This is a genomic window from Pseudomonas sp. NFXW11 (assembly GCF_049887815.1).
Lineage (GTDB): Bacteria > Pseudomonadota > Gammaproteobacteria > Pseudomonadales > Pseudomonadaceae > Aquipseudomonas.
The window spans coordinates 297904-321855 of record NZ_JAGEKI010000004.1 but is presented as its reverse complement, the minus strand read 5'-3'; the positions used below and the strand labels follow the sequence as shown (position 1 = coordinate 321855).

The 23952-nt window shown below is 64.7% G+C and carries 23 protein-coding genes, 4 tRNA genes and 1 pseudogene; 6 read left to right on the top strand and 22 right to left on the bottom strand.

What is annotated here, in order from left to right; translation table 11 throughout:
- Positions 1–5 precede the first annotated feature (5 nt).
- From J4P02_RS09415 to J4P02_RS09365, 11 genes are all read right to left on the bottom strand, one after another.
- Positions 6–1001 carry an XdhC family protein gene (locus J4P02_RS09415; protein ID WP_426189417.1) on the bottom strand — a complete coding sequence of 332 codons (996 nt, stop codon included), beginning with the start codon at positions 999–1001 and terminating at the stop codon, positions 6–8.
- Positions 1001–3316, bottom strand: coding sequence for a molybdopterin cofactor-binding domain-containing protein (locus J4P02_RS09410; RefSeq protein ID WP_426189415.1), 2316 nt, complete (start codon positions 3314–3316; stop codon positions 1001–1003). Before J4P02_RS09410 ends, J4P02_RS09415 begins: the two co-directional genes overlap by 1 nt.
- Positions 3313–3783 (bottom strand): (2Fe-2S)-binding protein, encoded by a 471-nt coding sequence (locus J4P02_RS09405; RefSeq protein ID WP_426189413.1) that lies wholly within the window; start codon positions 3781–3783, stop codon positions 3313–3315. The genes J4P02_RS09410 and J4P02_RS09405 overlap by 4 nt, the downstream gene beginning before the upstream one ends.
- Before the next feature lie 246 nt (positions 3784–4029).
- Positions 4030–5049 (bottom strand): UDP-N-acetylmuramate dehydrogenase, encoded by a 1020-nt coding sequence (gene murB, locus J4P02_RS09400; RefSeq protein ID WP_426189411.1) that lies wholly within the window; start codon positions 5047–5049, stop codon positions 4030–4032.
- Entirely contained in the window at positions 5046–5510 is a 465-nt protein-coding gene (locus J4P02_RS09395) for a low molecular weight protein-tyrosine-phosphatase (RefSeq protein ID WP_426189409.1), read from the bottom strand. The genes murB and J4P02_RS09395 overlap by 4 nt, the downstream gene beginning before the upstream one ends.
- Positions 5510–6274 carry a 3-deoxy-manno-octulosonate cytidylyltransferase gene (gene kdsB / locus J4P02_RS09390; RefSeq protein ID WP_426189407.1) on the bottom strand — a complete coding sequence of 255 codons (765 nt, stop codon included), beginning with the start codon at positions 6272–6274 and terminating at the stop codon, positions 5510–5512. Before kdsB ends, J4P02_RS09395 begins: the two co-directional genes overlap by 1 nt.
- Positions 6271–6456 carry a Trm112 family protein gene (locus J4P02_RS09385; RefSeq protein ID WP_426189405.1) on the bottom strand — a complete coding sequence of 62 codons (186 nt, stop codon included), beginning with the start codon at positions 6454–6456 and terminating at the stop codon, positions 6271–6273. The genes kdsB and J4P02_RS09385 overlap by 4 nt, the downstream gene beginning before the upstream one ends.
- A 23-nt stretch (positions 6457–6479) precedes the next feature.
- Positions 6480–7490 carry a tetraacyldisaccharide 4'-kinase gene (gene lpxK / locus J4P02_RS09380; protein WP_426189403.1) on the bottom strand — a complete coding sequence of 337 codons (1011 nt, stop codon included), beginning with the start codon at positions 7488–7490 and terminating at the stop codon, positions 6480–6482.
- The gene (locus J4P02_RS09375) at positions 7490–7918 is read right to left on the bottom strand and encodes an ExbD/TolR family protein (RefSeq protein WP_426189401.1); all 429 of its coding nucleotides are present in this window, start codon (positions 7916–7918) and stop codon (positions 7490–7492) included. Before J4P02_RS09375 ends, lpxK begins: the two co-directional genes overlap by 1 nt.
- Positions 7915–8550: a MotA/TolQ/ExbB proton channel family protein gene (locus J4P02_RS09370; protein ID WP_016968261.1), complete on the bottom strand. Its 636-nt coding sequence runs from the start codon at positions 8548–8550 to the stop codon at positions 7915–7917. Before J4P02_RS09370 ends, J4P02_RS09375 begins: the two co-directional genes overlap by 4 nt.
- A gap of 102 nt (positions 8551–8652) precedes the next feature.
- Positions 8653–10884 (bottom strand): DNA internalization-related competence protein ComEC/Rec2, encoded by a 2232-nt coding sequence (locus tag J4P02_RS09365; RefSeq protein ID WP_426189399.1) that lies wholly within the window; start codon positions 10882–10884, stop codon positions 8653–8655.
- A 139-nt stretch (positions 10885–11023) separates the two neighbouring features.
- Here J4P02_RS09365 and J4P02_RS09360 point away from each other — a divergent pair, with 139 nt between their 5' ends.
- Positions 11024–11539, top strand: coding sequence for a DUF2062 domain-containing protein (locus tag J4P02_RS09360; RefSeq protein WP_426189397.1), 516 nt, complete (start codon positions 11024–11026; stop codon positions 11537–11539).
- A 54-nt stretch (positions 11540–11593) separates the two neighbouring features.
- On the opposite strand, the gene J4P02_RS09355 is transcribed toward J4P02_RS09360, so the two are convergent.
- The 4 genes from J4P02_RS09355 to J4P02_RS09340 all read right to left on the bottom strand — a co-directional run bounded on the left by J4P02_RS09355 (position 11594) and on the right by J4P02_RS09340 (position 14737).
- Positions 11594–12373 carry an ABC transporter permease gene (locus tag J4P02_RS09355; RefSeq protein ID WP_426189395.1) on the bottom strand — a complete coding sequence of 260 codons (780 nt, stop codon included), beginning with the start codon at positions 12371–12373 and terminating at the stop codon, positions 11594–11596.
- Complete coding sequence (locus J4P02_RS09350) at positions 12370–13302, bottom strand: ABC transporter ATP-binding protein (protein ID WP_426189393.1); 933 nt, start codon at positions 13300–13302, stop codon at positions 12370–12372. The genes J4P02_RS09355 and J4P02_RS09350 overlap by 4 nt, the downstream gene beginning before the upstream one ends.
- A gap of 130 nt (positions 13303–13432) precedes the next feature.
- Entirely contained in the window at positions 13433–14056 is a 624-nt protein-coding gene (locus J4P02_RS09345; RefSeq protein ID WP_426189391.1) for a glutathione S-transferase family protein, read from the bottom strand.
- A 42-nt stretch (positions 14057–14098) separates the two neighbouring features.
- Positions 14099–14737 (bottom strand): transglutaminase-like domain-containing protein, encoded by a 639-nt coding sequence (locus J4P02_RS09340; RefSeq protein ID WP_426189389.1) that lies wholly within the window; start codon positions 14735–14737, stop codon positions 14099–14101.
- Positions 14738–14955: 218 nt separating this feature from the next.
- Between J4P02_RS09340 and J4P02_RS09335 the strand changes: the two genes are divergently transcribed.
- On the top strand, positions 14956–17403 hold the full coding sequence (locus J4P02_RS09335; protein WP_426189387.1) for an acyl-CoA dehydrogenase: 2448 nt from the start codon (positions 14956–14958) through the stop codon (positions 17401–17403).
- Between the two features lie 87 nt (positions 17404–17490).
- The gene (locus J4P02_RS09330; protein WP_426189385.1) at positions 17491–17898 is read left to right on the top strand and encodes a PA2817 family protein; all 408 of its coding nucleotides are present in this window, start codon (positions 17491–17493) and stop codon (positions 17896–17898) included.
- Positions 17899–18032: 134 nt separating this feature from the next.
- Here the strand turns inward: J4P02_RS09330 and J4P02_RS09325 are convergent, their stop codons facing one another.
- A complete protein-coding gene (locus J4P02_RS09325; RefSeq protein ID WP_426189383.1) occupies positions 18033–18986 on the bottom strand; it encodes a LysR family transcriptional regulator in 954 nt (317 codons plus the stop codon).
- Positions 18987–19075: 89 nt separating this feature from the next.
- On the opposite strand from J4P02_RS09325, the gene J4P02_RS09320 reads away from it, so the two are divergent.
- Positions 19076–19702 carry an alanyl-tRNA editing protein gene (locus J4P02_RS09320; protein WP_426189381.1) on the top strand — a complete coding sequence of 209 codons (627 nt, stop codon included), beginning with the start codon at positions 19076–19078 and terminating at the stop codon, positions 19700–19702.
- Positions 19703–19731: 29 nt separating this feature from the next.
- Positions 19732–20364 (top strand): LysE family translocator, encoded by a 633-nt coding sequence (locus tag J4P02_RS09315; protein ID WP_426189379.1) that lies wholly within the window; start codon positions 19732–19734, stop codon positions 20362–20364.
- Between the two features lie 107 nt (positions 20365–20471).
- Here the strand turns inward: J4P02_RS09315 and J4P02_RS09310 are convergent.
- From J4P02_RS09310 to J4P02_RS09295, 4 genes are all read right to left on the bottom strand, one after another.
- Positions 20472–20547 (bottom strand) — tRNA-Gly (locus J4P02_RS09310).
- Between the two features lie 3 nt (positions 20548–20550).
- Positions 20551–20626 (bottom strand) — tRNA-Glu (locus J4P02_RS09305).
- Positions 20627–20730: 104 nt separating this feature from the next.
- Positions 20731–20806, bottom strand: a tRNA-Gly gene (locus tag J4P02_RS09300).
- A gap of 2 nt (positions 20807–20808) precedes the next feature.
- Positions 20809–20884, bottom strand: a tRNA-Glu gene (locus tag J4P02_RS09295).
- Positions 20885–21265: 381 nt separating this feature from the next.
- Here J4P02_RS09295 and J4P02_RS09290 point away from each other — a divergent pair.
- Positions 21266–22024, top strand: coding sequence for a hypothetical protein (locus J4P02_RS09290; RefSeq protein ID WP_426189377.1), 759 nt, complete (start codon positions 21266–21268; stop codon positions 22022–22024).
- A gap of 69 nt (positions 22025–22093) precedes the next feature.
- On the opposite strand, the gene J4P02_RS09285 is transcribed toward J4P02_RS09290, so the two are convergent.
- Both J4P02_RS09285 and J4P02_RS09280 read right to left on the bottom strand, forming a co-directional pair.
- Complete coding sequence (locus J4P02_RS09285) at positions 22094–22957, bottom strand: methyl-accepting chemotaxis protein (protein ID WP_426189482.1); 864 nt, start codon at positions 22955–22957, stop codon at positions 22094–22096.
- Positions 22955–23179: pseudogene (locus tag J4P02_RS09280) on the bottom strand (HAMP domain-containing protein); the annotation flags it as partial. The gene J4P02_RS09285 and the pseudogene J4P02_RS09280, both read right to left, overlap by 3 nt.
- Positions 23180–23952: the final 773 nt, after the last annotated feature.

Genomic DNA, 23952 nt, shown 5'->3' with positions numbered 1-23952 from the left:
GGCCTTCACCCGATAACCTCCATCCGGCCTGGCGACACCTTGCCCGGCACCGGCTCCACTCCATTCTTCAGCGCCACGATCTGCGCCAGCAGCGACAAGGCGATTTCCGCCGGCGTATGGCTGCCGATATACAGGCCGACCGGCCCGTGCAAGCGCCCGATCGCCTCGGCCGACAGCCCCAGCAGCGCCAGATTGTCCCGACGCTTCTGGCTATTGACCCGGGAACCCAGGGCCCCGACATAGAAGGCCCGGGAATCCAGCGCCGTCAGCAGTGCCATGTCATCCAGGCGCGGATCATGGGTCAAAGCCACCACCGCCGTGCGTTCGTCGGGCTCGATGGCCAGCACTGCATCGTCGGGCATGCCGGCGACAAAACGGCCATCCTGCTCGTCCCAGCCCTGCACGAATTCCTGGCGCGGATCGCAGACCAGCACCTGGAAATCCAGCAGGCGCGCCATCTGCGCCACATAGCGCGACAGCTGACCGGCACCGATCAGCAGCAGGCGCCAACGCGGCCCATAAATAGCCCGCAAGGTGCTCCCGTCAAACAACAGTTGATCATTCCTGCTCGCCGCCTTGAGCTGCACCCGGCCGCTTTGCAGGTGCAGCTCGCGAGCCACTATCTGGTGCCCCTCGCAACGCTGCAGCAGCTCGGCCACCCAGGACGGATCGCCAACCCGTTCCTCCACCAGGCGCAGGGTACCGCCACAGGGCAAGCCGAAACGCGCCGCCTCCACCTGGGTCACGCCATAGGTCAGCAACTGCACCGGCGGCCCGGAGAGGCACAGGCGACCATCCCCAAGGCGAGTGATCAGGTCGTCCTCGATGCAACCACCGGACACCGAGCCGATCACCACCCCATCGTCACGCAGGGCCAGCATGGCCCCCGGTGGTCGCGGTGCACTGCCCCAGGTCTGCACCACGCTGTAGAGCACCACGCCACGCCCGGCACGTCGCCACTCCAGGACACTGCGCAAGACATTCAGATCAACGCTGTCCATCAGGCACCGGCCTGCTGCCAGCCCTGCAACTGGTAGCGCACCGGCAAGTTGCGGATGCGCTGGCCGGTGGCGGCGAAAATCGCGTTGCACAGGGCCGGGGCAATCGGCGGCACCCCCGGCTCGCCGACTCCGCCCAGGGGCACCTCGCCCGGCGGAGTCACCAGGTGCACCTGTATCTCCTTCGGCGCCAGGGACATGCGCGCCACCTCATACATATGGAAGTTGTCCTGCTGCACCTTGCCATCCTTGAAGCTGATCTCCCCCAGCACCGCATTGCCCAGGCCCATCACACAGGCGCCCTCGAACTGCGAGCGAATCCGCTCGGGGTTGATCTGCGGGCCGCAATCCACGGCGATATCGGCCTTGTGCACGATCAGGCTGCCATCGTCCTTGACCTCCACCTCGATCACCGCCGCCACGTAAGTCACAAAGCTGTAGTGCACCGCCAGCCCCAGGCCACGCCCCTTGGGCAACGCACGCCCCCAGCCGGCGGCCTGGGCCGCGGTTTCCAGCACCGCGCGCAGGCGCCCGGTGTCGATCGGGTAACGCTCGGGGGATTCGCCGTAGTTCCACTCCTCGCTCAGGGTTCGCGGATCGATCCGCCGATCCGGCCCCAACAGCTTGAGCTGGTACTTCAAGGGGTCCTGGCCGGCCTTGTGCGCCAGCTCGTCGACAAAACTCTGAATGGCGAAACCATGGGGAATATTCGACACCGAGCGGTACCAGCCCACCCGGGTATGCACCGCGGCCTCGGGATTCTCCAGGCGCACATTGGGAATCGCATAGGCCATGTTGGTAAAGCCCATGCCCAGCTCGAAGGCGGCCTCATGATTCATCCCCGGGGCGAACAGCGCGGTGATGCTCGGCGCCACTGTGCGATGCAGCCAAGCCGCCGGCATGCCGTCCTGGTTCAGCCCGGCCTTGAGGTACTCCGCCGACACCGTATGGAAATACGAGTGATGGATATCGTCTTCCCGGGTCCACTGCACCCGCAGCGCCTTGCCGGGAAAGGCCTTGGCCAGGATTGCCGCCTCAAGAATGAAATCCGGCTTGGATTTGCGCCCGAAGCCACCGCCCAGCAGGGTGACATTGACCGTGACCTGGTCGAAGCCGATGCCCAGGCGCTCGGCGATCCGCTCGCGGGTCACTTGCGGCGCCTGGCTCGGTGCCCAGGCCTCGCAGCGGCCATTGTCGAAACGCGCCACCGCCACCATCGGCTCCATGGGCGCCTGGGTCAGGTGCGGCAGGTAATAGGTCGCCTCCAGGCTGCTGGGGGCATCGCTCAAGGCCTGATCCAGGTTGCCGGTGTTGCGTACCACCTTGCCCGGCTGGTGCGCCGCGGCCTCCAGCTGCTTGCGGTACTCCACCGAGTTGTAGCCGGCATTGACCCCGTCGTCCCATTCGATCTTCAACGCATCGCGGCCCTTGATCGCCGCCCAAGTGTTGCTCGCCACCACCGCCACGCCGCCCAGGGGCTGAAACTCGGAAGGCAGCGGACGACTGTCGATAGGCAATACCTTGAGCACCCCAGGCACCTTCAGCGCAGCACTGTCATCCAGCGACTTGAGCTTGCCGCCATACACCGGAGGCCGCGCCACCGCGGCAAACAGCATGCCGTCGAAATGCACATCGGCGCCGTACTGCGCACGGCCATTGACGATGTCCTGGCCGTCGATGGCGCGCGTCGCCTCCTTGCCGATATAGCGAAATTCCGCCGGCTGCTTGAGCCGCAGGCTGTCCCGCGGCGGCACCGCCAGGGCCCCGGCAGCCGCGGCCAGGGCGCCATAGCCCAGTTCACGACCACTGGGTTGGTGAATCACCTTGTGCAATTGTGCCCGACACTCCGCCACGGGCACCTGCCACTGCGCGGCGGCGGCCTGCTCCAGCATGCTCCGCGCCGCCGCGCCACAGCGACGCATGGGCTCGTACCAGTGGCGCATGCTGCGCGAGCCATCGGTGTCCTGGTTGCCATAACGCGCTTCATCTCCCGGCGCCTGGCGGACCTTGACCTGCGCCCAATCGGCCTCCAGCTCGTCGGCCACCACCATGCTCAGGCTGGTGCGCACGCCCTGGCCCATTTCCGAACGGTTGCAGATCACCGTGACGCTACCGTCGGCGTCGATGCTCAGATACACCTTGGGGTCATCGACCCAGCCATGGGGCATGCCCTCGGCACCGAACTTCTGGTCCTCGGCAAACGCCTGCGGCCAGCCCCAGCTCGCCGCCAGCACCAGGGCTCCGGTGGCGCCCGCCCCCTTGAGAAAACCCCGGCGACTGAGGTTGCTCAGGGCAAAGTCCCTCGGCAGATGATTCATGCCTTGGCCTCCTGCAGATGGCGAGCGGCCTGGCGGATCGCGGTCTTGATCCGGTTATAGGTGCCGCAGCGGCAGATATTGCCGAGCATGGCCTCCTCGATCTGCTCATCGCTGGGGTCAGGGTGAACTTTCAACAAGGCGGTCGCCGACATGATCTGCCCACCCTGGCAGTAGCCGCATTGGGCCACCGCCACATCCAGCCAGGCCTGCTGCACCACCTGCCCCACCGGGTCGCGGTGCAGGTAGTCGATGGTGCTGACGTTCTTGCCCAGCACCGCACCGCTGGGGGTGATGCAGCTGCGCGCCGGGTCTCCGTCGATATGCACGGTGCAGGCGCCGCACAGGCCCATGCCACAGCCGAACTTGGTGCCGCTGTAACCCGCCACATCGCGGATGGCCCACAACAGCGGCATGTCCTCGGTGACGTCCAGTGGATGATCTTGACCGTTGAGCTTCAGGGTAATCATGGGCACGCCCGCATTCTGTGAGTGATGGGGTCGAGCTATCTGCCAGCTTGCAGCACGGCCGCAGCAGACGCAGATCGGCTCAGGCTAATCGGGCTCTCTAATGAAGACAGGGCTTCACCGGGCCTCTTGGAACAGCGGAAAACTGATTCTTAGCCTGCTAAGTTAAGCCGCAATTAACAAAAAAGCCTTGCCCGAATATCATCCGGGCAAGGCTTTTTCTTCAACTGCACAAGGTTTGGGGTGGGCCTAGTACAGATTGGGCTCCATCTCCAACTCGACACCGAAGCGCTCGGCGATGTCCTGCTGGATGCGTCGGGCCAGCGCCAGCAACTGCAGGCCGCTGGCCGCGCCGTAGTTGACCAGCACCAGGGATTGCAGGCGATGGACCCCGGCATCCGCCTCGCGAAAGCCCTTCCAGCCGGCCTGCTCGATCAGCCAGCCAGCGGCCAGCTTGACCTGCCCGTCGGCCTGGGGATAACCCACCAGCCCCGGATAAGCCTCTTTGATCCTTGCCGCGAGCGTTGCCGCAACCACCGGGTTCTTGAAGAAGCTGCCGGCATTGCCGAGCACTGCCGGGTCCGGCAGTTTTTCGCTGCGGATGCTGCAGATCGCCTGGCTGACATCGCGGGCCGTCGGCTGTTCGATGCCCTGCTCGGTCAGGCGCTGGCGCACCGGGCCGTACTCCAGATGCAGGTGCTCGGCGCGGTTCAGGGCGAAGCGCACCCGCAGAATCAGCCAGCGGCCGGCCTGATGCTTGAACAGGCTGTCGCGGTAGGCGAACTGGCACTGCTGCAGATCGAACTCGTGCAGCTCGCCGGTCTGCCGGTCGAGGGCGGTCAGGCCGGCGAACACATCCTTGATCTCCACCCCGTAGGCGCCGATGTTCTGCATCGGCGCGGCGCCGACGGTGCCGGGAATCAGGCTCAGGTTCTCCAGACCAGACAGGCCCTGCTCCAGGGTCCACTGCACGAACGGATGCCAGGTTTCCCCGGCCTCGGCTTCCACCACCACCCGCTGCCCGTCATCGCTGAGCAGACGAATGCCGCGGCTGGCCATGCGCAGTACCAGGGCCTGGATATCTGCGGTCAGCAACAGGTTGCTGCCGCCACCAATCACCAGCAGCGGCAGTTGCCGCTCGGCGCAATAGGCCAGGGCCTCGCGCACGTCGTCGTCGGCATGGGCCTGGGCGAACAACTGCGCCTTGACCTCGACGCCGAAGCTGTTGAACGGTTTGAGGGAAACATCGGCTTGAATATCCAGGCTCATAACCGCCCCTGCAATTCGATCACCAGCCGGTCACAGGCCTCTTCGATCAGGTCCAGCACCTGCTCGAAGCCCTGCTCGCCGTCGTAGTAAGGGTCTGGCACTTCATCCAGCGGCGCCTGGTAGCGCCGCAGGAACAGGTCCAGCTCGGCCTTGCCACGGGACGGTTGCAGGGCCTTGAGGTGGCGCAGGTTGCTCTGGTCCATGGCGAAGATCAGGTCGTAGGCGACGAAATCGGCGCTGCCGACCTGCTGCGCGCGTTGCGCCGACAGGTCGTAACCGCGGCGCAATGCGGCCTGCTGGCTGCGCGAATCCGGCGCCTTGCCCACGTGCCAGTCACTGGTGCCGGCCGAGGCCACCTGCACCCGGTCGCCCAGGCCGGCCTGCTGTAACTTGCGCCGCAGCACACCTTCGGCGGTGGGCGAGCGGCAGATATTGCCCAGGCAAACGAACAAGACCCGCATCAGGCCTCCAGCAGGCGCCGAACGCGCTCAAGGTCTTCGGCGGTATCGACGCCCGTGGGCGGCGCTTCCAGGGCATCGGCAACGTGAATCCGCACGCCGTGCCACAGGGCCCGCAGTTGCTCCAGGGATTCGGTGTTTTCCAGCCAGCATGGGCCCCAGTTGACGAAGTCCTGGAGGAACCCGGCGCGGTAGGCGTAGATGCCGATATGGCGACGATAGGGCACGCCCTCCGGCAACTGGTCGCGGTTCTGGGCAAAGGCATCCCGGGCCCAGGGCAAGGTGGCACGGCTGAAGGTCAGGGCCAGGCCATTGAGGTCGCTGACCACCTTCACCACATTGGGGTTGAACAGGGTGTGCACATCCTCGATCGGCTCGGCCAGGGTGGCCATGCGCGCCTCGGTGTGGGCCGCCAGGTTGGCCGCCACCTGATCGATCACCACCGGCGGAATCAACGGCTCGTCACCCTGGACGTTGACCACAATGGCATCCGCCGCCAGGCTCAGCTTGGCCGCCACTTCCGCCAGGCGGTCGGTGCCGGAGTTGTGATCCTCGCGGGTCAGCAGCGCTTCGGCGCCAAAGCCCTGGCAGGCCTCGACGATACGCGGGTCATCGGTGGCCACCACCACCCGTTCGGCATTGCTTTTGCGCGCCTGCTCCCACACCCACTGGATCATCGGCTTGCCGGCAATCAGCTGCAGCGGCTTGCCCGGCAAGCGGGTGGAGGCATAACGCGCCGGGATGACCACGGTGAAAGCGCGGGTCATTTGTCCAGGCGCTCTTCGGCCGTCAGGGTACGGGCTTCACTTTCCAGCATCACCGGGATCCCGTCGCGAACCGGGAAGGCCAGGCCGGCGCCCTTGCTGATCAGTTCGGTCTTGTCGGCACTGAGCTTGAGGGGGCCTTTGCAGATCGGGCAGGCGAGGATATCGAGCAGTTTGGTGTCCATGAGGATTCCCTGGATAGAAGCGATTAAGGCAACAGACGATCAGGCAACAGGCGCATCAGCTGGGTGTCGAACCAGGCGACGAAGGCCGGCGACGGCACCGCGTCCACCGCCAGGTACCACCAGTCGGCGGCAGCGAAAGCACGGCATTTGACCGCGTCTTTCTCGGTCATCACCACCGGCAACGACGGGCTGAAAGCCAAGGCCTGCGCACTGTACTGAGCGTGATCGGCGAATGCATGGGGGACAGGTCGCCAGTGTAGCGTTTCGAGGGTATTGAAGAAACGCTGCGGGTTGCCGATGCCGGCCACCGCATGCAGCGCCTGGCCCGGTGCGAAGTGTTCGAGCCCACGGCGCTCGCCGCTGTGCAGGTTGACCAGCGCCGAGGGCTTGAGATGAAAGGCGAAACCGTCGGCACGATCCTCGGCGGCACCGTTGTACAGCAGCGCATCGACACTCTGCAGGCGTTCCACCGGCTCGCGCAGGGGCCCGGCGGGCAAACAGCGGCGATTGCCCAGGCCACGGGCGGCGTCGATCAGCACCAGTTCCAGGTCGCGGGCCAGGCGGTAATGCTGCAACCCGTCATCGGAGAGGATCAGGTCCAGCGGCTCGGCGGCCAGCAAGGCTTGCACCGCGCGGCTGCGATCCGGATCGATCATCAAGGGCACGCCGCAGCGCTGGACGATCAGCAGCGGCTCGTCGCCGGCCACTTCGGCGCTGTCGTCGGCGGCTACCCGCCAGGGCAGTTGCGGCGGCTTGGCGCCATAGCCGCGGCTGACCACGCCAACCCGCAGGCCCAGGCGCTGGCAATGCTCCACCAGCCACAGGATCAGCGGCGTCTTGCCGGTGCCGCCCACGGTGATATTGCCCACCACCACCAGCGGCACCGGCGGTTGATAGATGTCGCCCTCGCCGGCCAGGAAACGCTGGCGCTTGCCCACCACCACCCGGCGGTACAGCCACTCCAGCGGCCGCAGCAGTTGCAGCCCAGGGTGGCCCTCATACCAGGCGGCGAGCAGGCGATCGGAGAGTGCCATCAGGGAGCCGGCGCCGCATCGACGGTGGTCATGCGCAGATGGCTGAAGCCGAGCTTGCCGGCCGCGTCCATGGCGGTGATCACCGCTTGATGCTGGGTCTTGCCATCGGCGCTGATGGACAGCGGCATCTGCGTGTCGCCGGCCGATTCCTTCTGCAAGGCCTCTATCAGGGTGTCCAGGTCATTCTTGGGCAACACCTGGTTGTTCACCGAGTACACCCCATCGGCGCTGATGGCGATGTCCAACTGCTTGACCTGCTGGTCTTCGGCGGGTGAGCCGCTGACCGCTTCCGGCAGATCGACCCGCAGCTCGGTTTCCCGGGTGAAGGTGGTGGTGACCACGAAAAACAGCAGCAGGATAAACACCACGTCGATCAACGAGGCCAGGTTGATGTCCACGGTTTCCCGGGGCTTGCGACGGAATTTCACGCTTTGCCCTCGGCCAGGTCGACATCGCGGTCGCCCTGGATCACTTCCACCAGCTTGATCGCTTCCTGCTCCATGCCCACCACCAGCTCATCGACCCGGCGTTGCAGGAAGCGGTGGAAGAACACCGAGGGAATACCCACCATCAGGCCCGCAGCGGTGGTGATCAGCGCCTTGGAAATACCACCGGCCAGCACATGGGCGTTGGTGGTCATGCCCGAGCCCATGAACGAGCTGAAGATATCGATCATGCCCAGTACCGTGCCCAACAGGCCCAGCAGCGGGGCCATGGCGGCGATGGTGCCCAGTGCGTTGAGGTAGCGCTCCAGTTCATGAATGACCCGGGCGGCGGCCTCTTCGATGCACTCCTTCATGATCTCGCGGCCATGCTTGGAGTTGGCCAGGCCCGCAGCGAGGATCTCGCCCAGGGGCGAATCGGCGCGCAGTTCCTTGAGTTTTTCCTTGTTCAGCTGCTTGTCCTTGATCCAGCGCCAGACCTGGCCCAGCAGATGGGGCGGGGTGACACGGCTGGCCCGCAGGGTCCACAAACGCTCGGCAATGATGCCCACAGCCGCGATGGAACTCAGGATGATGGGCAACATCATCCAACCACCGGATTTGACCAATTCCCACACAGTGACAGTCCCCTCGAAAAAGTGCGCCACTCTAACATAGGGGCCGGACGCACCGAAGACCGTGATGTCGCATCCTCGCAGGCTTTAATAACCCACGGTTATTTAAGGCATTAATGGCGACTCACGCCAGAATCGCCGTTGCTGTCGCAGGCTCTGCACCGGCCCGAAGCTGCCCAGGCGCACGCTCAGCGCGCCCTGCTCGGCGCTGTCATGGATCTGCAGCCCCAGGCGCCGATAGCGCGCCAGCACCTCGGGATGGGGATGGCCGAAGGCATTGCCCCGGCCCCGGGAAATCAGCACCGCCCTCGGCGCCAACTTTTGCAGCAAGGCCATGGACGATGAAGTGCGGCTGCCATGATGGGGCGCCTGCAACCAGTGGGTGTGAACCGCCAGCGGGCTGTCGAGCAGCGCCCGCTCGGCGTGCACATCGATATCGCCGGTCAGCAGCAGGCGCTCGCCACGGGCCTCGACCTGCAACACGCAGGAGGCCTGGTTGCCATCCCGAGCCTCAACCCATTGCCACTGGGTGAAGCGCACCTGGTTCCACTGCCAGCTCAGCCCGGATTCGCAGGGCTGGGCCAGCAAGGCTTGCGGCAAGGCCGCAGGCTCGCCGCTGCGCACCCGGGCTATGGCCACGCCGCGCTGCACCGCCAGGGCGCCGCCGGCATGATCGTTATCGGCATGGCTGAGCAGCATCAGGTCCAGTTGCCTGATTCCGAGCCGCTGCAAGCTCGGCAGCACCACCCGCTCACCCAGGTCGAAATCCGCCACCCGGGCCCCGGCGTCGTACAGCAGCGCATGGTCCCGGGTGCGCACAATGAACGACAGCCCCTGCCCCACATCCAGCTGCCAGACCTCGGCTTCACCCTCGGCCAACTGCGGCTGCGGCGGCCAGGCCACCAGCAGCAACAGCGGCCAGCCCAGCACCCGCAGCGGCAGGCCTCGGGGCAATAGCAGCAACAACGCGCCCAGGGCAGCCAGGGCCCAGACCCACCCGGCCAGGGCCGGCGCCACCCAGGCCGGCCACCAGCGGGCAATCAACCCCAGCACCCGAAACAGCCCCTCCAGCAAACCACCGGCCAGCCACAGCAAGCCTTCACCTATATAAGGCAGCGGCAGCAACAGGCTGCCCAGCAGGGCCGGCGGCAGCACCAGGAGGCTGATCCAGGGCACCGCCAGCAGATTGGCCAAGGGCCCGCTGAGGCTGATGGGCAACCCCAGGGCCAGCAGCGGCGGCAGCAGGCCAATGGCGATCAGCCATTGGGCACGGGTCCAGGCCTGCCACCAGCGCCAGGCACCCAGGCGGCCAGCGAAGGTCAGGATGAGGATCGCCACCGCAGCAAAGGACAGCCAGAACCCCGCTTGCAGGCTGGCCAGGGGTTCGTACAGCAGCACTCCGTTGAGCGCCAGCAACAGGGGCCAGGCACTGCCCAGGTGACGAAAGCGCAGGCGCCAGAGCAACACCAGGGCAATCATCACGCAGGCTCGCTGCACCGGCACCTCGAACCCCGCCAGCAGGCCATAACCCAGGGCCCCGGCAAAGGCCAGGGCACAGGCCCAGGGCAGCCAGGGCCAGCGCTCGGGCCACCAACCGCGGCGGGCCAGCCCGGCCACGGCCAGGTACAGCACCCCGGCCAGCAAGCTGATGTGCTGCCCGGAAATCACCATCAGGTGCACGGTGCCGGTGTCCTGCAGCAGTTGCCAGTCCTGGCGCGTCAACCCAGAACCATCGCCCATCACCAAGGCCGCCAGGGCACCGCTGCGACCCTGGGCCTCGACCGCCAGCAGACGCTGGCGCAAGCCATCGCGCCAGGCCTGGCGGGCCGGCGCCAGCAATTGCCCGTCCTTGACCGTGCCGGTGGCGCCGATGCGCCGGGCCAGCAACCAGGCTTCCCGATCGAACCCCTGAAGATTCAACAGCCCCGCCGGACGCCGCAGCGTGACCGCCAGGCGCCAGCGCTCGCCACTGTTTACCGGCGGCCCGCCATGCCAGGCCAGGCGCATGCGCTGCGGCAGGCGCTCGCGCCGGGCCTGGGCCCCATGCAGCTCGAAACGCAGCACCCCGCCGCCCTGCTCCGGCAAGCCGCTGACCCGCCCTTCGAGCCAGCGGGTCTGGCCCTCCAGGCGCCATGGCAGCCGATCGTCCAGTGCCCAGTGGGCCGAGGCACAGGCCCAGGCCAGGCCGAACAGGAAGAACGCCAATGGGTAGCTGCGAAACGGCAACAACATCAGCCCCAGCACGGCCATCAGCTCCAGCAACCAGACCGGCGGTAAAGCCGGCAGGCCAACCACTGCCAGCAGCCCCGTGGCCAGGGCTAGCAACCCTGTACGCATATCCCGCCCCGTCCTTGGCAGTCCCTACTCAGGTCTTAGCCGAGGCTGGCCGGCGCGGCTTTATCATTTGTCACAATGTCTGAATTTTCGCCGCCTAGAATCCGGTCATAATCGCTGCCTGACCTGATCGAGAAGCCTTATGCCCCGGCGCTTATTCAAACGTTACATGCCCGATCCGAGCAGCATCCGGGAACACAAGTCCTTACGCTTTCTTGGCACCTTGCTGCACGACGCCAACCTCTGGCACCTGAATCGGCACTCGGTGGCACGGGCCATGGCGGTGGGTCTGTTCGCAGCGTTTATTCCGATTCCGATGCAGATGCTGCTGGCGGCGGTGCTGGCCATCTGGTTGCGGGGGAATATGCCGATCAGCGTCAGCCTGGTATGGCTAACCAACCCCATCACCATGCCGCCGGTGTTCTTCTGCACCTATCAGCTGGGGGCCTGGCTGATGAACGTGCCGCCGCGCAGCCTGCCCGACGAGTTGACCTGGGAATGGATCAGCAGCCAGCTGGCCACCCTGTGGCAACCCTTTCTCCTGGGTTCGGTGGTGGCCGGCCTGGTGCTGGGCGCCCTGGCCTACTGCCTGACCATGCTCTATTGGCGCTGGTGGGTAGCGCGCCAGTGGTCCCGGCGCAGGCAGCAGCGCCTCTGAACAACGCAAACGGCCTCCCGAGGGAGGCCGTTTTGCGTGGCGCCGTGACGCGAATTACTGACGCATGCCGCGCCCGCTGACCAGCAACCGGGCGCAGCCGATGTACAGCACCGCGGTGGCCACCAGCATGAAACTGATCGCCGTGCCGATGCTGATGTCCGACACCCCGAGAATGCCGTAGCGGAACGAATTGACCATGTGCAGCACCGGGTTGGCCAGGGACACCGTCTGCCAGAACGGCGGCAGCAGGTTGATCGAGTAGAACACCCCGCCCAGGTAGGTCAAGGGCGTCAGCACAAAGGTCGGGATGATCGAGATATCGTCGAAGTTGCGCGCAAACACCGCGTTGATAAAGCCCAGCAGCGAGAAGATCGTCGCCGTCAGCACCACCACCAGCACCGTGACCCCCAGGTGGTGCACCTGCAGCTTGGTGAAGAACAGCGACAGCAGGGTCACTATCACCCCCACCGCCAGCCCGCGCAGCACCCCGCCCAGGGTGTAGCCAACCAGGATGGTATGGGGCGACACCGGCGACACCATCAATTCCTCGATGGAGCGCTGGAATTTGCTGCCGAAGAAGCTCGACACCACGTTGCCGTAGGAGTTGGTGATCACCGACATCATGATCAGCCCCGGCACTATGTACTCCATATAGGTGAAGCCACCCATGTCGCCGATTTGCCGGCCGATCAGGTTACCGAAGATGACGAAATACAGGACCATGGTGATGGCCGGCGGCAGCAGGGTCTGCGGCCAGATCCGGGTAAAGCGCCGGACCTCGCGGTAGACGATGGTATTGAGCGCCACCAGGTTGGGTTTCAGCTCCGAACTCATACCGCCACCTTCGACAGATTCTTCTCCACCAGGGACACGAACAGCTCCTCAAGTCGGTTGGTTTTGTTACGCAGGCTGAGCACCTCGATATTCTGCAGGGCCAGTTGGCCGAACAGCGCGGTAATGCCCGCCGACTTGTCCACCTGCACCTCCAGGGTATGGCTGTCCACCAGCCGGGTCGGGTAACCGGCCAACTGTGGCGCTACGCTCAGGTTGTGCTTGAGATCGAGCAGGAAGGTCTCCACATGCAGCTGGCCCAGCAGCTGGCGCATGCTGGTGTTCTCGACGATGGTGCCGTGGTCGATGATGCCGATGTTGCGGCACAGCTGCTCAGCCTCCTCCAGGTAATGGGTGGTGAGGATGATGGTGATGCCTTTCTGGTTGAGCTCGGTGAGGAAGGTCCACATCGAACGGCGCAGCTCGATATCGACCCCGGCGGTGGGTTCGTCGAGGATCAGCAGCCGCGGTTCGTGGACCAGGGCCCGGGCGATCATCAGGCGACGCTTCATGCCACCCGACAGCGAGCGCGACGGCACATCGCGCTTGTCCCACAGGCCGAGCTGGGTCAGGTACTGCTCGGCCCGTTCCTTGGCGATCTTCGCCGGAATGCCGTAGTAGCCGGCCTGGGTCACGACAATATCGAAGGTCTTCTCGAACTGGTTGAAATTGAATTCCTGGGGCACCACGCCAAGGCAGCGCTTGAGCGCCGCGGGCGAGCGGTCCAGGTCGTGGCCGAAGACATTCACCGTGCCGCTGGTCTTGTTCACCAGGGTGGAGAGAATGCCGATGGTGGTGGATTTACCGGCCCCATTAGGGCCGAGCAGGGCAAAGAAGTCACCTTCGGCGACGTCCAGATCGATACCACTCAGGGCCTGGAAACCGTTGCCGTAGGTTTTGGTTAGCTGCCGGATGGACAGAGCGGAACTCATATCGGATTCATGCACCAAGAAGGGGGATTTTTATAGATAAGGGCGTCGCCGGAGATTGCAACGACGCCGAACCTCGCCATGTTGCGGGTCGACGCCGCGCAAGTACAGTCACCCGTATTGATAGTGGGTATCACGTCAACGCGGTCATCACCGCCCGACGATAGGCCGGGCGCTGTTGCAGACGCTGGTACCAGGCCTGCAGATGGGGCATCGCGGGGCGCTCGATGGGCATTTCGAACCAGGCATAGATAAAGCTGCCCAGGGGAATATCACCCACGCCTATCTCGCTCCCGGACAGATACGGCTGCGTGGCCAGGGCCTGGTCGACCCGGGCCAGCAGTTCGGCGCAGGTGGCCTTGGCGGCGTTGATTCGCTCCCAGTCCTGCTCGGGCGCCGGGGTGCGCAACACGCCCCAGAACAGCAGGCGAAAGGGTTCGGCGAAGGTCGAGGTGGTCCAGTCCATCCATTTCTCGGCGCTGGCCCGGGCCTGCACATCGGCCGGGTACCAGTGCGTGCCGCTGGCATGCCGGGCGGCCAGGTAGCGCACTATGGTGTTGGACTCCCACAGCACAAAACCCTCGTCTTCCAGCAGCGGGATGCGCCCGTTGGGGTTCAGCGCCCGGTACTCCGGGGTATCCACCACGCCGAAGGCACCGCCAGCGTCCAGGGACTCATAGGCCAGCCCCAACTCCTCGGCGCACCAGAGTGCCTTCCTGACATTCGACGAATTCTTGCGACCCCAGATCTTCAGCATGACCATCCCTCGGTTATGAATGCCGGGGCAGTCTACGCCTGATCAGCCACGACTCAAATCACCCTGCACGCCGTCCTGGAACAGATGCGGATAGCACTGTTGCAGGTGGGCGAAGAAGAACTGCTCCGGCACATCGGCGAACTGCCCGTGGTCCACCAGGTACTCCATCGACTGCGCGCCCTGGCGATTGAAGGGTTGGAAAACGCTGTCCTCCAGGCCATTGAAATCCAGTGGCGCCACATCGAACAGCTCGCACAGGCCCTGGTTGAAGGCCGGCGTGGCCTTAACCCAGCGCCCGCGCAGATACAACTCGGTGTAGCCGTGCATGGCGAACACATCGCTGCGCAGCATTTCCAGCAGCCGCGGCGTGGACAGGTGGTTGCGCACATCCGCCAGGCCGATGCGCGCGGCAATCCCGCAATGCCGGGCACAGGCGGCAAGCAGGGTGGCCTTGGGCACGCAATAGCTTTCGCCGGCCACCAGGGCATGGCTGCCACGCAGGGTCTGGGGGTCCTGACTGAAGGCGTAGAAGTTGTAGCGTACGGCCTCGCGCACCGCGTAATAGAGGCTCACCGCCTGCTGCAGCGGATCGGCGTCGCTACCGCGATGAGTTTCGGCGAACTCCACCACCGCCGGGTGGTCACTATCGATGAAGCGGCTGGGACGCAGGTACTCGTGCATGGGCTGAACCTCCGAGTGAAGCCTGGAGTCTAGCGACCCGACCGGCACAGGGATAACGACGTTTATGCCAAACATCATGGCCTGTCCGACCCCTTGAGGCGCGCCTGCCACGCTGGCTCGACAGCAACCGCAGCACGCCACCGCCCTCCTGCCCGAGCGCAGGCCGACTAAGCTCTTTGGGTGATTTTGCCCCCCCCTGGTTTCACGGAGGATTGAACATGCTGCTGTTATGGATACTGGTTCTGCTGGGGGGCATCGCCTACCTGGCCCACCGCCGCACCGCCCCCCTGCCCGCCCTCGGCGCGGTGGCCGTCTACCTGCTGGCCATGGGCGCCTTCAGCCATGCTCCCGGCTGGCTGTTGCTGCTGTTCTGGGTGCTGCTGGCGGCGGTGGCCGCGCCACTGCTGCTGCCCGATTTGCGGCGCAAGTATTTCAGCGCCCCGCTGTTCGCCTGGATGCAGAAAGTCCTGCCGCCGATGTCACAGACCGAGCGCGATGCCATAGACGCCGGCAGCGTCTGGTGGGACGGCGAACTGTTCAGCGGCCGCCCCGACTGGAACACCCTGCTGGCCTACCCCAAGGCCCAATTGAGCGACGAGGAGCAGGCCTTTATCGACGGCCCCACCGAAGAACTCTGCGCCATGGTCAGCGACTGGCAGATCGGCCAGCAGTTGGACCTGCCTGCCGAGGCCTGGGCCCATATCAAGCAGCATGGTTTCTTCGCCCTGATCATTCCCAAGGAGTACGGCGGCAAGGGCTTTTCCGCCTACGCCCACTCCCAGGTGGCGATGAAACTCGCCACCCGCAGCGGCGACCTGGCCTCCACCGTAATGGTGCCCAATTCCCTGGGCCCGGCAGAACTGCTGCTGCACTACGGCACCGACGAACAGCGCAATCACTACCTGCCACGCCTGGCCCGGGGCGACGATATCCCCTGCTTCGCCCTCACCGGCCCCCTGGCCGGCTCCGACGCCGGGGCCATGCCCGACACTGGAATCATCTGCAAAGGCCAGTGGCAGGGTGAAGAAACCCTGGGCCTGCGGCTGAACTGGGAAAAGCGCTATATCACCCTGGGCCCAGTGGCCACCCTGCTCGGCCTGGCCTTCAAGGCCTATGACCCGGACCACCTGCTGGGCGACGAGGAAGACCTGGGCATCAGCCTGGCGCTGATCCCCACCGACACCCCCGGAGTGGAAATCGGCCGCCGCCACCTGCCCCTGGGCGCAGCCTTCATGAACGGCCCCAACTCCGGCAAGGATGTGTTCATTCCCCTGGACTTCCTGATCGGCGGCCAGGAAATGCTCGGCAAGGGCTGGATGATGCTGATGAACTGCCTGTCGGTGGGGCGCTCTATCTCCCTGCCTGCGGTAGGCACCGGCGCCGCCAAGTTCACCAGCCTGGTGACCGGCCAGTACGCCCAGGTGCGGGAACAGTTCAACGTGCCGCTGGCGGCCTTCGAAGGCATCCAGGAAGCCCTGGCGCGCCTCGCCGGCAACGCCTGGCTGATGGACAGCGCGCGCATGCTCACCGCCAACGCCGTGGACCTGGGGGAAAAACCCTCGGTGCTGTCGGCGATCCTCAAGTACCACCTCACCGAGCGCGGCCGCGAATGCATCAGCCACGCCATGGACGTGCACGGCGGCAAGGGCATCATCATGGGCCCCAACAACTACCTAGGCCGCAACTGGCAGGGCGCGCCGATCTTCATCACCGTGGAGGGCGCCAATATCCTCTCGCGCAACCTGATGATCTTTGGCCAGGGCGCCATCCGCTGCCACCCCTTCGTGCTCAAGGAAATGGCCCTGGCCGGGCGCGCGGACCATGACCAGGCGCTCAAGGAGTTCGACGACTTGCTGCTCAAGCACATCGGTTTTGCCGTGAGCAACGCCGCCAGCAGCCTGGTGCTGAACCTGGGCCTGGGCCACTTCGAGGCCACGCCGGGAGACAAGCTCAGCCAGGGCTATTTCCGTGCCCTGAACCGCCAGGCCGCGGCCTTCGCCCTGCTGGCGGATTTCTCGATGATGCTTCTGGGCGGCGAGCTCAAGCGCCGCGAACGCCTGTCAGCACGCCTGGGCGATGTGCTCAGCCACCTGTACCTGGCCTCGGCGGCGCTCAAGCGCTACCACGACCTGGACACCCCGGAATACCTGCAGCCACTGCTGAGCTGGGCCCTGGAGGAAAGCCTCGGCCATTCCGAACGAGCCCTGGACGAATTGCTGCGCAACTTCCCCAGCCGCACCTTCGGCTGCCTGCTGCGGTTGCTGGTGTTTCCCTTCGGCCGGCGCCACACCGGGCCCTCGGACCGGCTGGACGCGGAAGTAGCGGCGATCATCGGCCGCGCCCAGGGCGACCCGGCGCTGGAGGCGGTACTCGCCGGCTGCTACCGCCCGCAAGCGGCAGACGACCCGGTAGGCGCCCTGCAACAGGCCTGCGAATTGCTCAGCGCGGCCCATCCACTGCAGAAGAAACTTCACGAAGCGCTGAAAAGCGGCCAGCTCAAGCCAGCCGCCGGTGAGTCGGCGATCGACGCGGCCCTGGAGGCTGGCGTGTTGCAGCCGGGCGAGGCCCACAGCCTGCGCGAAGCCGAGGCAGCGCGGCGCAAGGTTATCGATGTGGACGATTTCGCCAAGGAGGAGCTGGCGCCAAGCCCGGGCAAGATCCGCTGAGGGTCAGCCCCGCAACACAGGTCGATTATGAAACCGGGCGCGGGAGCTATATACTCCCGCGCCCGTTTTGCTCTTGAGGACCCTGTCATGTCCAATATCGTCGCCGATCATCTCGTCCTCCTCGACCACCTGCGCAGCATCCTGGTGGCAGTGGGAGAAGCCGAACAGGTTCCAGAGGAAAGCCATGCGCTGTTCCTCGAGCGTTTCGACGAACTGCGCGCCTCGCTGCCGATCGACCCGATCGAAAGCCAGTACCTGGGCCAGGATCTGCTGTGCCAGATCATGCAGCGCTACCCGCAGATCGCCCACCTGGTGCCACGCGACCTGCTGTGGTTCTTCGCCGGTGACTGCCTGCACTACATGCCCGACGAGGAAATCAACCTGTTCCAGACCCTGGAGGAGCGTCGCTACGAAGCCGAGCAGAACGACGAGCCCTTCGACTGGAACCAGGAAAAACAGCTGCTGGCCCTGTCCGACGACGACAGCAAGCACTGATCGCTGCGCCTCAGGCAGCCAAGGCCCGCACGGTTCAACCGGCGGGCCTTTTTTATGCGCGTCTTCCCCGCCTCTCCCGCAGGAGCCGGCTTGCCGGCGAAATCGACCTGGCGTCACCCTTCGTCTGCCAGTTCCTACAGCGGGCGTTCCACTTTGCCAGGGCGGTTCAGGGTCGGTTCCTTGGCCAGGCATTCCACCAGGTAGTCGATAAATACCCGCAGCTTGGGCGGCAGGTAGCGGGTCGGCGAATGCAGTAGCCAGGCGCCGCCGTGGTAGGAGGCGAGGAAGGTCCACTCCGGCAGCACCTGGACCACCTGCCCCTGCTCCAGGGCATGGCGCGCAGTGAAGTACGGCAAACTGCCGATGCCCAAGTGCTGCAGCACCGCATCCAGGCGCACCCCGGTGTGGTTGGCGGCGTAGCGCCCGCGCACCCCCACGGTCACCGCCTTGCTGCCCTGGGTGAATTTCCAGCGGGAATCGCTGGGGGTCTCGCCCAGGTAGATGCAGCTGTGCTGGCGCAGATCCTGGGGATGCAGCGGCGTGCCATGCTCCTCCAGGTACTGCGGGGTGGCACACAGCAGGTGATCGATGCGCAGCAACTGGCGGCCGATCAGCCCGGGCGGCGGGCGGTCGGTGATGCGAATCGCCAGGTCGACATGGTCGTCGATCAGGTCGATATCCCGGTCTTCATGCAGCAGCTCCACATCCACCTTCGGGTAGCGCCTCAGGAACTCCGGCATATGCGGATGCACCACAAAGCGCCCCACCGCCTTGGGCACGCTGACCCGCACCACGCCCTCGGCCTCATGGGTGAACTGGCCGCTGACCTCCATCACCGAACGCGCCGCGCTGACCATCTCGCTACAGCGCTTGAACACTTCCTCGCCGCCGTCGCTCAAGCGCAACTTGCGCGTGGTGCGCTGCAGCAGCCGCGTGGCCAGGGCCTTTTCCAGGCGCGAGACACTGCGGCTCACCGCCGACGGCGACGAACCCAGCTGGCGCGCAGCCTCGGAAAAGCTGCCGGTTTCCACGACGCGCACGAAAATGGCCATTTCCGCCAACAGTGGCAGGGGTAGATTTATGCTCATGACGCAATAGTCCATTGAGTTTCGAACGGATTATCACGCATTCAACCGGGCCGCATAATAAAAAACACAGAAATTCCAGGGTTAGAGAAATGACGCTGCGCCTGTATTACCAACACGCCCCATTGCTGGCCTCTGTCGAGGTCCTGAGCTGTATCCCTGACGAACAGCACTTCGTTGCCACCCTCGCTGCCACGCCCTTCCACCCCCAGGGTGGCGGCCAACCCAGCGATACCGGCTGGATTGGCCAGGCGGCGGTACTGCGTGTGGCCCAGCAAGGCGAGCAAATCCTGCATTACCTGGGCCAACCAGTGGCGCCGGGAACCGCCGAGGCCCGGGTCGATGAAGCTTCACGGCTGTTCAACAGCCGCATGCATTCGGCCGGGCACCTGATCGGCCATTTCGTGCAAAGCCAGGGCTGGATACCGATCAAGGCCCATCACTGGCCGGGCGAAGGACGGGTGTCGTTCAAACCGGGGGAACAACCCCGGGCAATCGACTGCGAGACCGTCCAGAACGCGATTGCGCAATGGATAGCCGCCGACCTTGAACGCCATACCTCGATGCTGGATGGCTCGCGCCAGATCAGCTTCGGCCACCTGCCGGCCTATGGCTGTGGCGGCACCCATGTCAGCCATCTGCAACAACTGGGGCGGGTGCGGATCGATGCCATCACGGAAAAGAAAGGCACCCTTGCGGTCAGCTACAGCCTCGACTGATATCCCTCTTCCTGCTTTACGGAGTTCCCATGCTGTCCACTTATCTGGGCGAATTTCTCGCCCTGGCCCTGGTGCACTTTCTCGCAGTGCTCGCCCCCGGGCCGGACTTTGCCGTGACCATTCGCCAGAGCGTGCGCTTTGGCCGCGTGACCGGCGTCTGCACCGCCCTGGGCATCGGCGCCGGCATCTCGGTGCATGTGCTCTATACCTTGCTGGGGGTGGGCGCGCTGATGCACGCCACGCCCTGGCTGCTCAGCGCGGCCAAGCTCCTGGGCGGCGCCTACATTCTGTACCTGGGCATCAGCCTGCTGCGCAGCAAGGCCAAGACCAGCATTCCCGGCGAGGCGCCCTCCGATGAGCCGCAACAGACACTGCTGCGAGCCTTTAGCACGGGCTTCCTGACCAATGCCACCAACCCCAAGGCAACCCTGTTCTTCCTGGCGATCTTCACTACCCTGGTCAGCGCCACCACGCCACTGAGCATTCAAGCCCTGTACGGCGCCTGGATGTGCCTGGTGAATGCGTTGTGGTTCGTGATCGTCGCGCTGTTCTTCTCCAGCCCTCGGGTGCGCCTGTTGTTCATGCGCCTGGGGCATTGGTTCGAGCGCTGCATGGGGCTGATCCTGCTGCTGTTTGCCGGGCGCTTGCTGCTGACGCTGTAGACCCAGGCAAACAAAAGGCCCGCACAGTCAGACTGGCGGGCCTTTTTTATCGGGATAAATCGCCGACAAACAAAAACGCCGCTCGATGAGCGGCGTTTTTGTGAATTTGGAGCGGGAAACGAGACTCGAACTCGCGACCCCGACCTTGGCAAGGTCGTGCTCTACCAACTGAGCTATTCCCGCAAATGGCGTCCCCTAGGGGACTCGAACCCCTGTTACCGCCGTGAAAGGGCGGTGTCCTAGGCCACTAGACGAAGGGGACACGCTACCCGGAACACATGGTGTGTGTTTCGGTGTCCAGAACCCCATCCGAAGATGTGCTTCTGGTTTCACTCGACCCCGCCCGAAGGCAGTGCCGTTTAAAATTGGAGCGGGAAACGAGACTCGAACTCGCGACCCCGACCTTGGCAAGGTCGTGCTCTACCAACTGAGCTATTCCCGCATTGGCGTCCCCTAGGGGACTCGAACCCCTGTTACCGCCGTGAAAGGGCGGTGTCCTAGGCCACTAGACGAAGGGGACACGCTACAACATTCACTTCCTTCAACGTTTTGCTTCAAGCTTTCCGTTGAAAGTGGCGCGCATTCTATGGATGCTTTCAGGGGTCGTCAACCCCCAGATATAACTTTATTTAAATCAACGACTTCGGGGTGCTTTTCAAGGCGCCGCGAGGTTTTCTGTCGTCCGGGCTTTGACGCCTATATTCTGTCACTCGACAAGACGCTATAGTCCTGCGTTAGCGGTGATGGCAATTTGAACCCGGGCACCCCTGCCACCTTTCAATGCCTCTATAAAAGCAACACGCCTCTGCCCGGCTCGTCGAGCGACGCTATGCGTCGATATGCCAAGCCACTACACTCGCACGCGAAATCCTATAACGAGGTTTTAACGGTGACACCACTCATGATCACCCTGCTGGTAATAGCCGGGATCGCACTTTTGATCGCCATTGGCTACATGAACCATGTGGTGGAAAACAACAAACTGGAGAGGGCCCGCACCAAGGTCGAACTCAACGATCGCCTGCGTCGCTGTGGCGAAATCACCGAAACCTTCCCCGGCCAGTTCATGACGCCGGCGCTGAAACTGCTGCTCACCCGCCTGGAACTCAACGTGGTGCAGCGCATTCTCAACCTCGACAAGGCCGATACCAAGCTCAAGCCGCGCCTGGACGAGCTCAATGCCCTGGTCGGCCAGGGCGAGTCGATCCCGGTGAACAACCCGCCATCGCCGATCCAGACCGAAGCCAAGGCCAAGGATGTGCGCTTCCTCCTGGAAGCCATGCACGGCCAGGTAACCCGCGCTGCCCATGACGGCTTCCTGCAACCCAACGAAGCCAAGCGCTGGATCAAGGAAATCCGCCATATCCTGGTGCTGCTGCATATCGAGTTCTTCAACAACCTGGGACAACACGCCCTGCAACAAAACCAGCCGGGGCAAGCCCGCCTGGCCTTCGAGCGCGCCGTGCAGTACCTGCGCAAACAGCCTGACCCGAAGGTCTACAGCGAACAGCTGGAATACCTGGACAAACTCCTGGTTCGGGCCAACGCCATGGTGCTGTCGACCATGGAGCCGGCGGAAGACGAGGTCAACGAGCTAACCCAAGGCCTGAAGACCGCGGAAGCCGACGCCGACTGGAAAAAGAAAGCCATCTACGACTGATACAAAAAAGCCCTGGGCCGCGCTCCACGCGCCGCCCAAGGCTTGGCTGGCACCACCCTCCTCCCGCCGCTACAGGCGAAAATGCCCCACCATCCCCTTCAATTCCACGCCCAACTGCGCCAACTCGATGCTCGACGCGGCGTTGCCCTGCATGGCCAGGGAAGACTGATCGGCGCTGGCGCGAATGCTGGTGACGCTGCGATTGATCTCTTCGGCCACCGAACTCTGCTGCTCGGCGGCGGCGGCAATCTGCTGGTTCATCTGCTGGATCAATGACACGGCCGCGGCGATGCTGCCCAGGGCGCTTTCGGTCTGCAGGGCATCGCTGACCGCCAGCTTCACCAGCTCGCCACTGCTCTGGATCTGCTGCACCGAGGCATCGGCCGCGGCATGCAGGGCCGTCACCAGCCGCGCGATCTCCTCGGTGGACTGCTGGGTGCGCTGCGCCAGGGCCCGCACCTCATCGGCCACCACGGCAAAGCCGCGGCCCTGCTCCCCGGCCCGGGCGGCTTCAATGGCCGCGTTCAGGGCCAGCAGATTGGTCTGCTCGGCCACACTCTTGATCACATCCAGCACGCTGCCGATATTGTCGATCTCCGCGCTCAGGCTCTCGATGCCCGTGCTGGCACGGGTGGCCGAGTCCGCCAGTTGCTCGATCCGCTGCATGCTCAGGCGCACCACCTGCTGACCGCTCTCGACCTTGTCATCGGCCGCCTGCGCCGCCTCGGCCGCTTGCTCGGCATTGCGCGCCACATCGTGCACCGTGGCGGTCATCTGGTTCATGGCGGTGGCCACCTGTTCGGTCTCTTCCCTCTGGGTGCTGACCTCGGCATTGGTCTGCTCGGTCACCGAAGACAGCGACTGAGCCGAACTGGCCAATTGCTCGATGCCCGCCTGCAAGCCGCTGACAATCCCGCTCAAACCGCTGCTCATCTGCTGCATGGCCTGCATCAGTTGGCCGATCTCATCGTGACGGTTCACCGCCACGCTGGCGCTCAGGTCGCCGGCGGCGATCTGCTGGGCCAGCTGCATCACACTGCGCAACGGCCGCACGATCAGCCGGGTGATGCTCAAGGCCGCCAGCAAGCCCACCAGCAAGGCCAGGGCCGAGGAGCCGATGATCAGCAGCGAGTTCTTCTGCAACTCGCCCTGCATCGACTGGTCACCCGCGGCGTAGGCCTGGTCGACCCGCGCCATCACCTGGGCAGCGCGCTCATGCAACTGTCGATAGACCTGTTTTTCCTGGGCCAGCAGGCCGGTGTATTCGTTGAGCTTCTCGCTGAAATTGCCGATATGCCCCGAGACTTCGCCCAGCACCGTCTGGTAGCCCGCATCCTTGACGGCGGCCTTCAACTGTTCGACCTGGGCCAGGGCTTGCTCGGCCTGTTCGATCTTGCCCTGCTCGCTGGCCTCCTGGTCACCGCCCTTGCGGTTCTGGTCCAGGCGCAGCCGGGCTTCGTTCATGGCTTGCAACATCAACCGCGAGACCTGGCTGATCTGATTGGCCTGCTCGACGAACTCGGCGCCCTCCTTGCCCTGGGAGTCCTTGAGGGTATAGGTGCCGTCATCCGCCAACCCGGCCTGCAGCACATCGAGGTTGTTGGCCACGCTGGACACCGACCAACTGGCCATCTCCAGCGCCAGGTCCTTGGCCTGGGTCAGCTCGACGAATTCGTCGAAGGCCTTGCGGTAATCGCTCAGGGCCAGCTCGACATCGGCCATCACCGCCTGATTGGCGGAGGACTGCCCCTTGAGCTGCTGGGCCAGGGCCAGCAAGGCTTCCAAGCTCTGGTGCAGGTTATCCACGGTCTGGCTGTCGCCATGCAGGGCATAGTCCTGCTCCAGCAGGCGCACCTTGAGCACACCGCTGTTGAGCTGCGACATCTGCTTGAGGCCATCGAAGCCCTGGCTGATGGTCCGCAAGGACC

Excerpts from the sequence above, each read along its gene's own strand:
- kdsB (WP_426189407.1), bottom strand. The coding sequence starts at position 6,274 with ATGACCCGCGCTTTCACCGTGGTCATCCCGGCGCGTTATGCCTCCACC.
- J4P02_RS09335 (WP_426189387.1), top strand. The coding sequence starts at position 14,956 with ATGCTGCTGTTATGGATACTGGTTCTGCTGGGGGGCATCGCCTACCTG.
- J4P02_RS09365 (WP_426189399.1), bottom strand. The coding sequence starts at position 10,884 with ATGCGTACAGGGTTGCTAGCCCTGGCCACGGGGCTGCTGGCAGTGGTT.
- J4P02_RS09315 (WP_426189379.1), top strand. The coding sequence starts at position 19,732 with ATGCTGTCCACTTATCTGGGCGAATTTCTCGCCCTGGCCCTGGTGCAC.
- J4P02_RS09340 (WP_426189389.1), bottom strand. The coding sequence starts at position 14,737 with ATGCACGAGTACCTGCGTCCCAGCCGCTTCATCGATAGTGACCACCCG.
- J4P02_RS09395 (WP_426189409.1), bottom strand. The coding sequence starts at position 5,510 with ATGCGGGTCTTGTTCGTTTGCCTGGGCAATATCTGCCGCTCGCCCACC.
- J4P02_RS09350 (WP_426189393.1), bottom strand. The coding sequence starts at position 13,302 with ATGAGTTCCGCTCTGTCCATCCGGCAGCTAACCAAAACCTACGGCAAC.
- J4P02_RS09405 (WP_426189413.1), bottom strand. The coding sequence starts at position 3,783 with ATGATTACCCTGAAGCTCAACGGTCAAGATCATCCACTGGACGTCACC.
- lpxK (WP_426189403.1), bottom strand. The coding sequence starts at position 7,490 with ATGGCACTCTCCGATCGCCTGCTCGCCGCCTGGTATGAGGGCCACCCT.
- murB (WP_426189411.1), bottom strand. The coding sequence starts at position 5,049 with ATGAGCCTGGATATTCAAGCCGATGTTTCCCTCAAACCGTTCAACAGC.
- J4P02_RS09415 (WP_426189417.1), bottom strand. The coding sequence starts at position 1,001 with ATGGACAGCGTTGATCTGAATGTCTTGCGCAGTGTCCTGGAGTGGCGA.
- J4P02_RS09330 (WP_426189385.1), top strand. The coding sequence starts at position 17,491 with ATGTCCAATATCGTCGCCGATCATCTCGTCCTCCTCGACCACCTGCGC.
- J4P02_RS09410 (WP_426189415.1), bottom strand. The coding sequence starts at position 3,316 with ATGAATCATCTGCCGAGGGACTTTGCCCTGAGCAACCTCAGTCGCCGG.
- J4P02_RS09285 (WP_426189482.1), bottom strand. The coding sequence starts at position 22,957 with ATGAGCAGCGGTTTGAGCGGGATTGTCAGCGGCTTGCAGGCGGGCATC.
- J4P02_RS09360 (WP_426189397.1), top strand. The coding sequence starts at position 11,024 with ATGCCCCGGCGCTTATTCAAACGTTACATGCCCGATCCGAGCAGCATC.
- J4P02_RS09355 (WP_426189395.1), bottom strand. The coding sequence starts at position 12,373 with ATGAGTTCGGAGCTGAAACCCAACCTGGTGGCGCTCAATACCATCGTC.
- J4P02_RS09325 (WP_426189383.1), bottom strand. The coding sequence starts at position 18,986 with ATGAGCATAAATCTACCCCTGCCACTGTTGGCGGAAATGGCCATTTTC.
- J4P02_RS09385 (WP_426189405.1), bottom strand. The coding sequence starts at position 6,456 with ATGGACACCAAACTGCTCGATATCCTCGCCTGCCCGATCTGCAAAGGC.
- J4P02_RS09290 (WP_426189377.1), top strand. The coding sequence starts at position 21,266 with ATGATCACCCTGCTGGTAATAGCCGGGATCGCACTTTTGATCGCCATT.
- J4P02_RS09320 (WP_426189381.1), top strand. The coding sequence starts at position 19,076 with ATGACGCTGCGCCTGTATTACCAACACGCCCCATTGCTGGCCTCTGTC.
- J4P02_RS09345 (WP_426189391.1), bottom strand. The coding sequence starts at position 14,056 with ATGCTGAAGATCTGGGGTCGCAAGAATTCGTCGAATGTCAGGAAGGCA.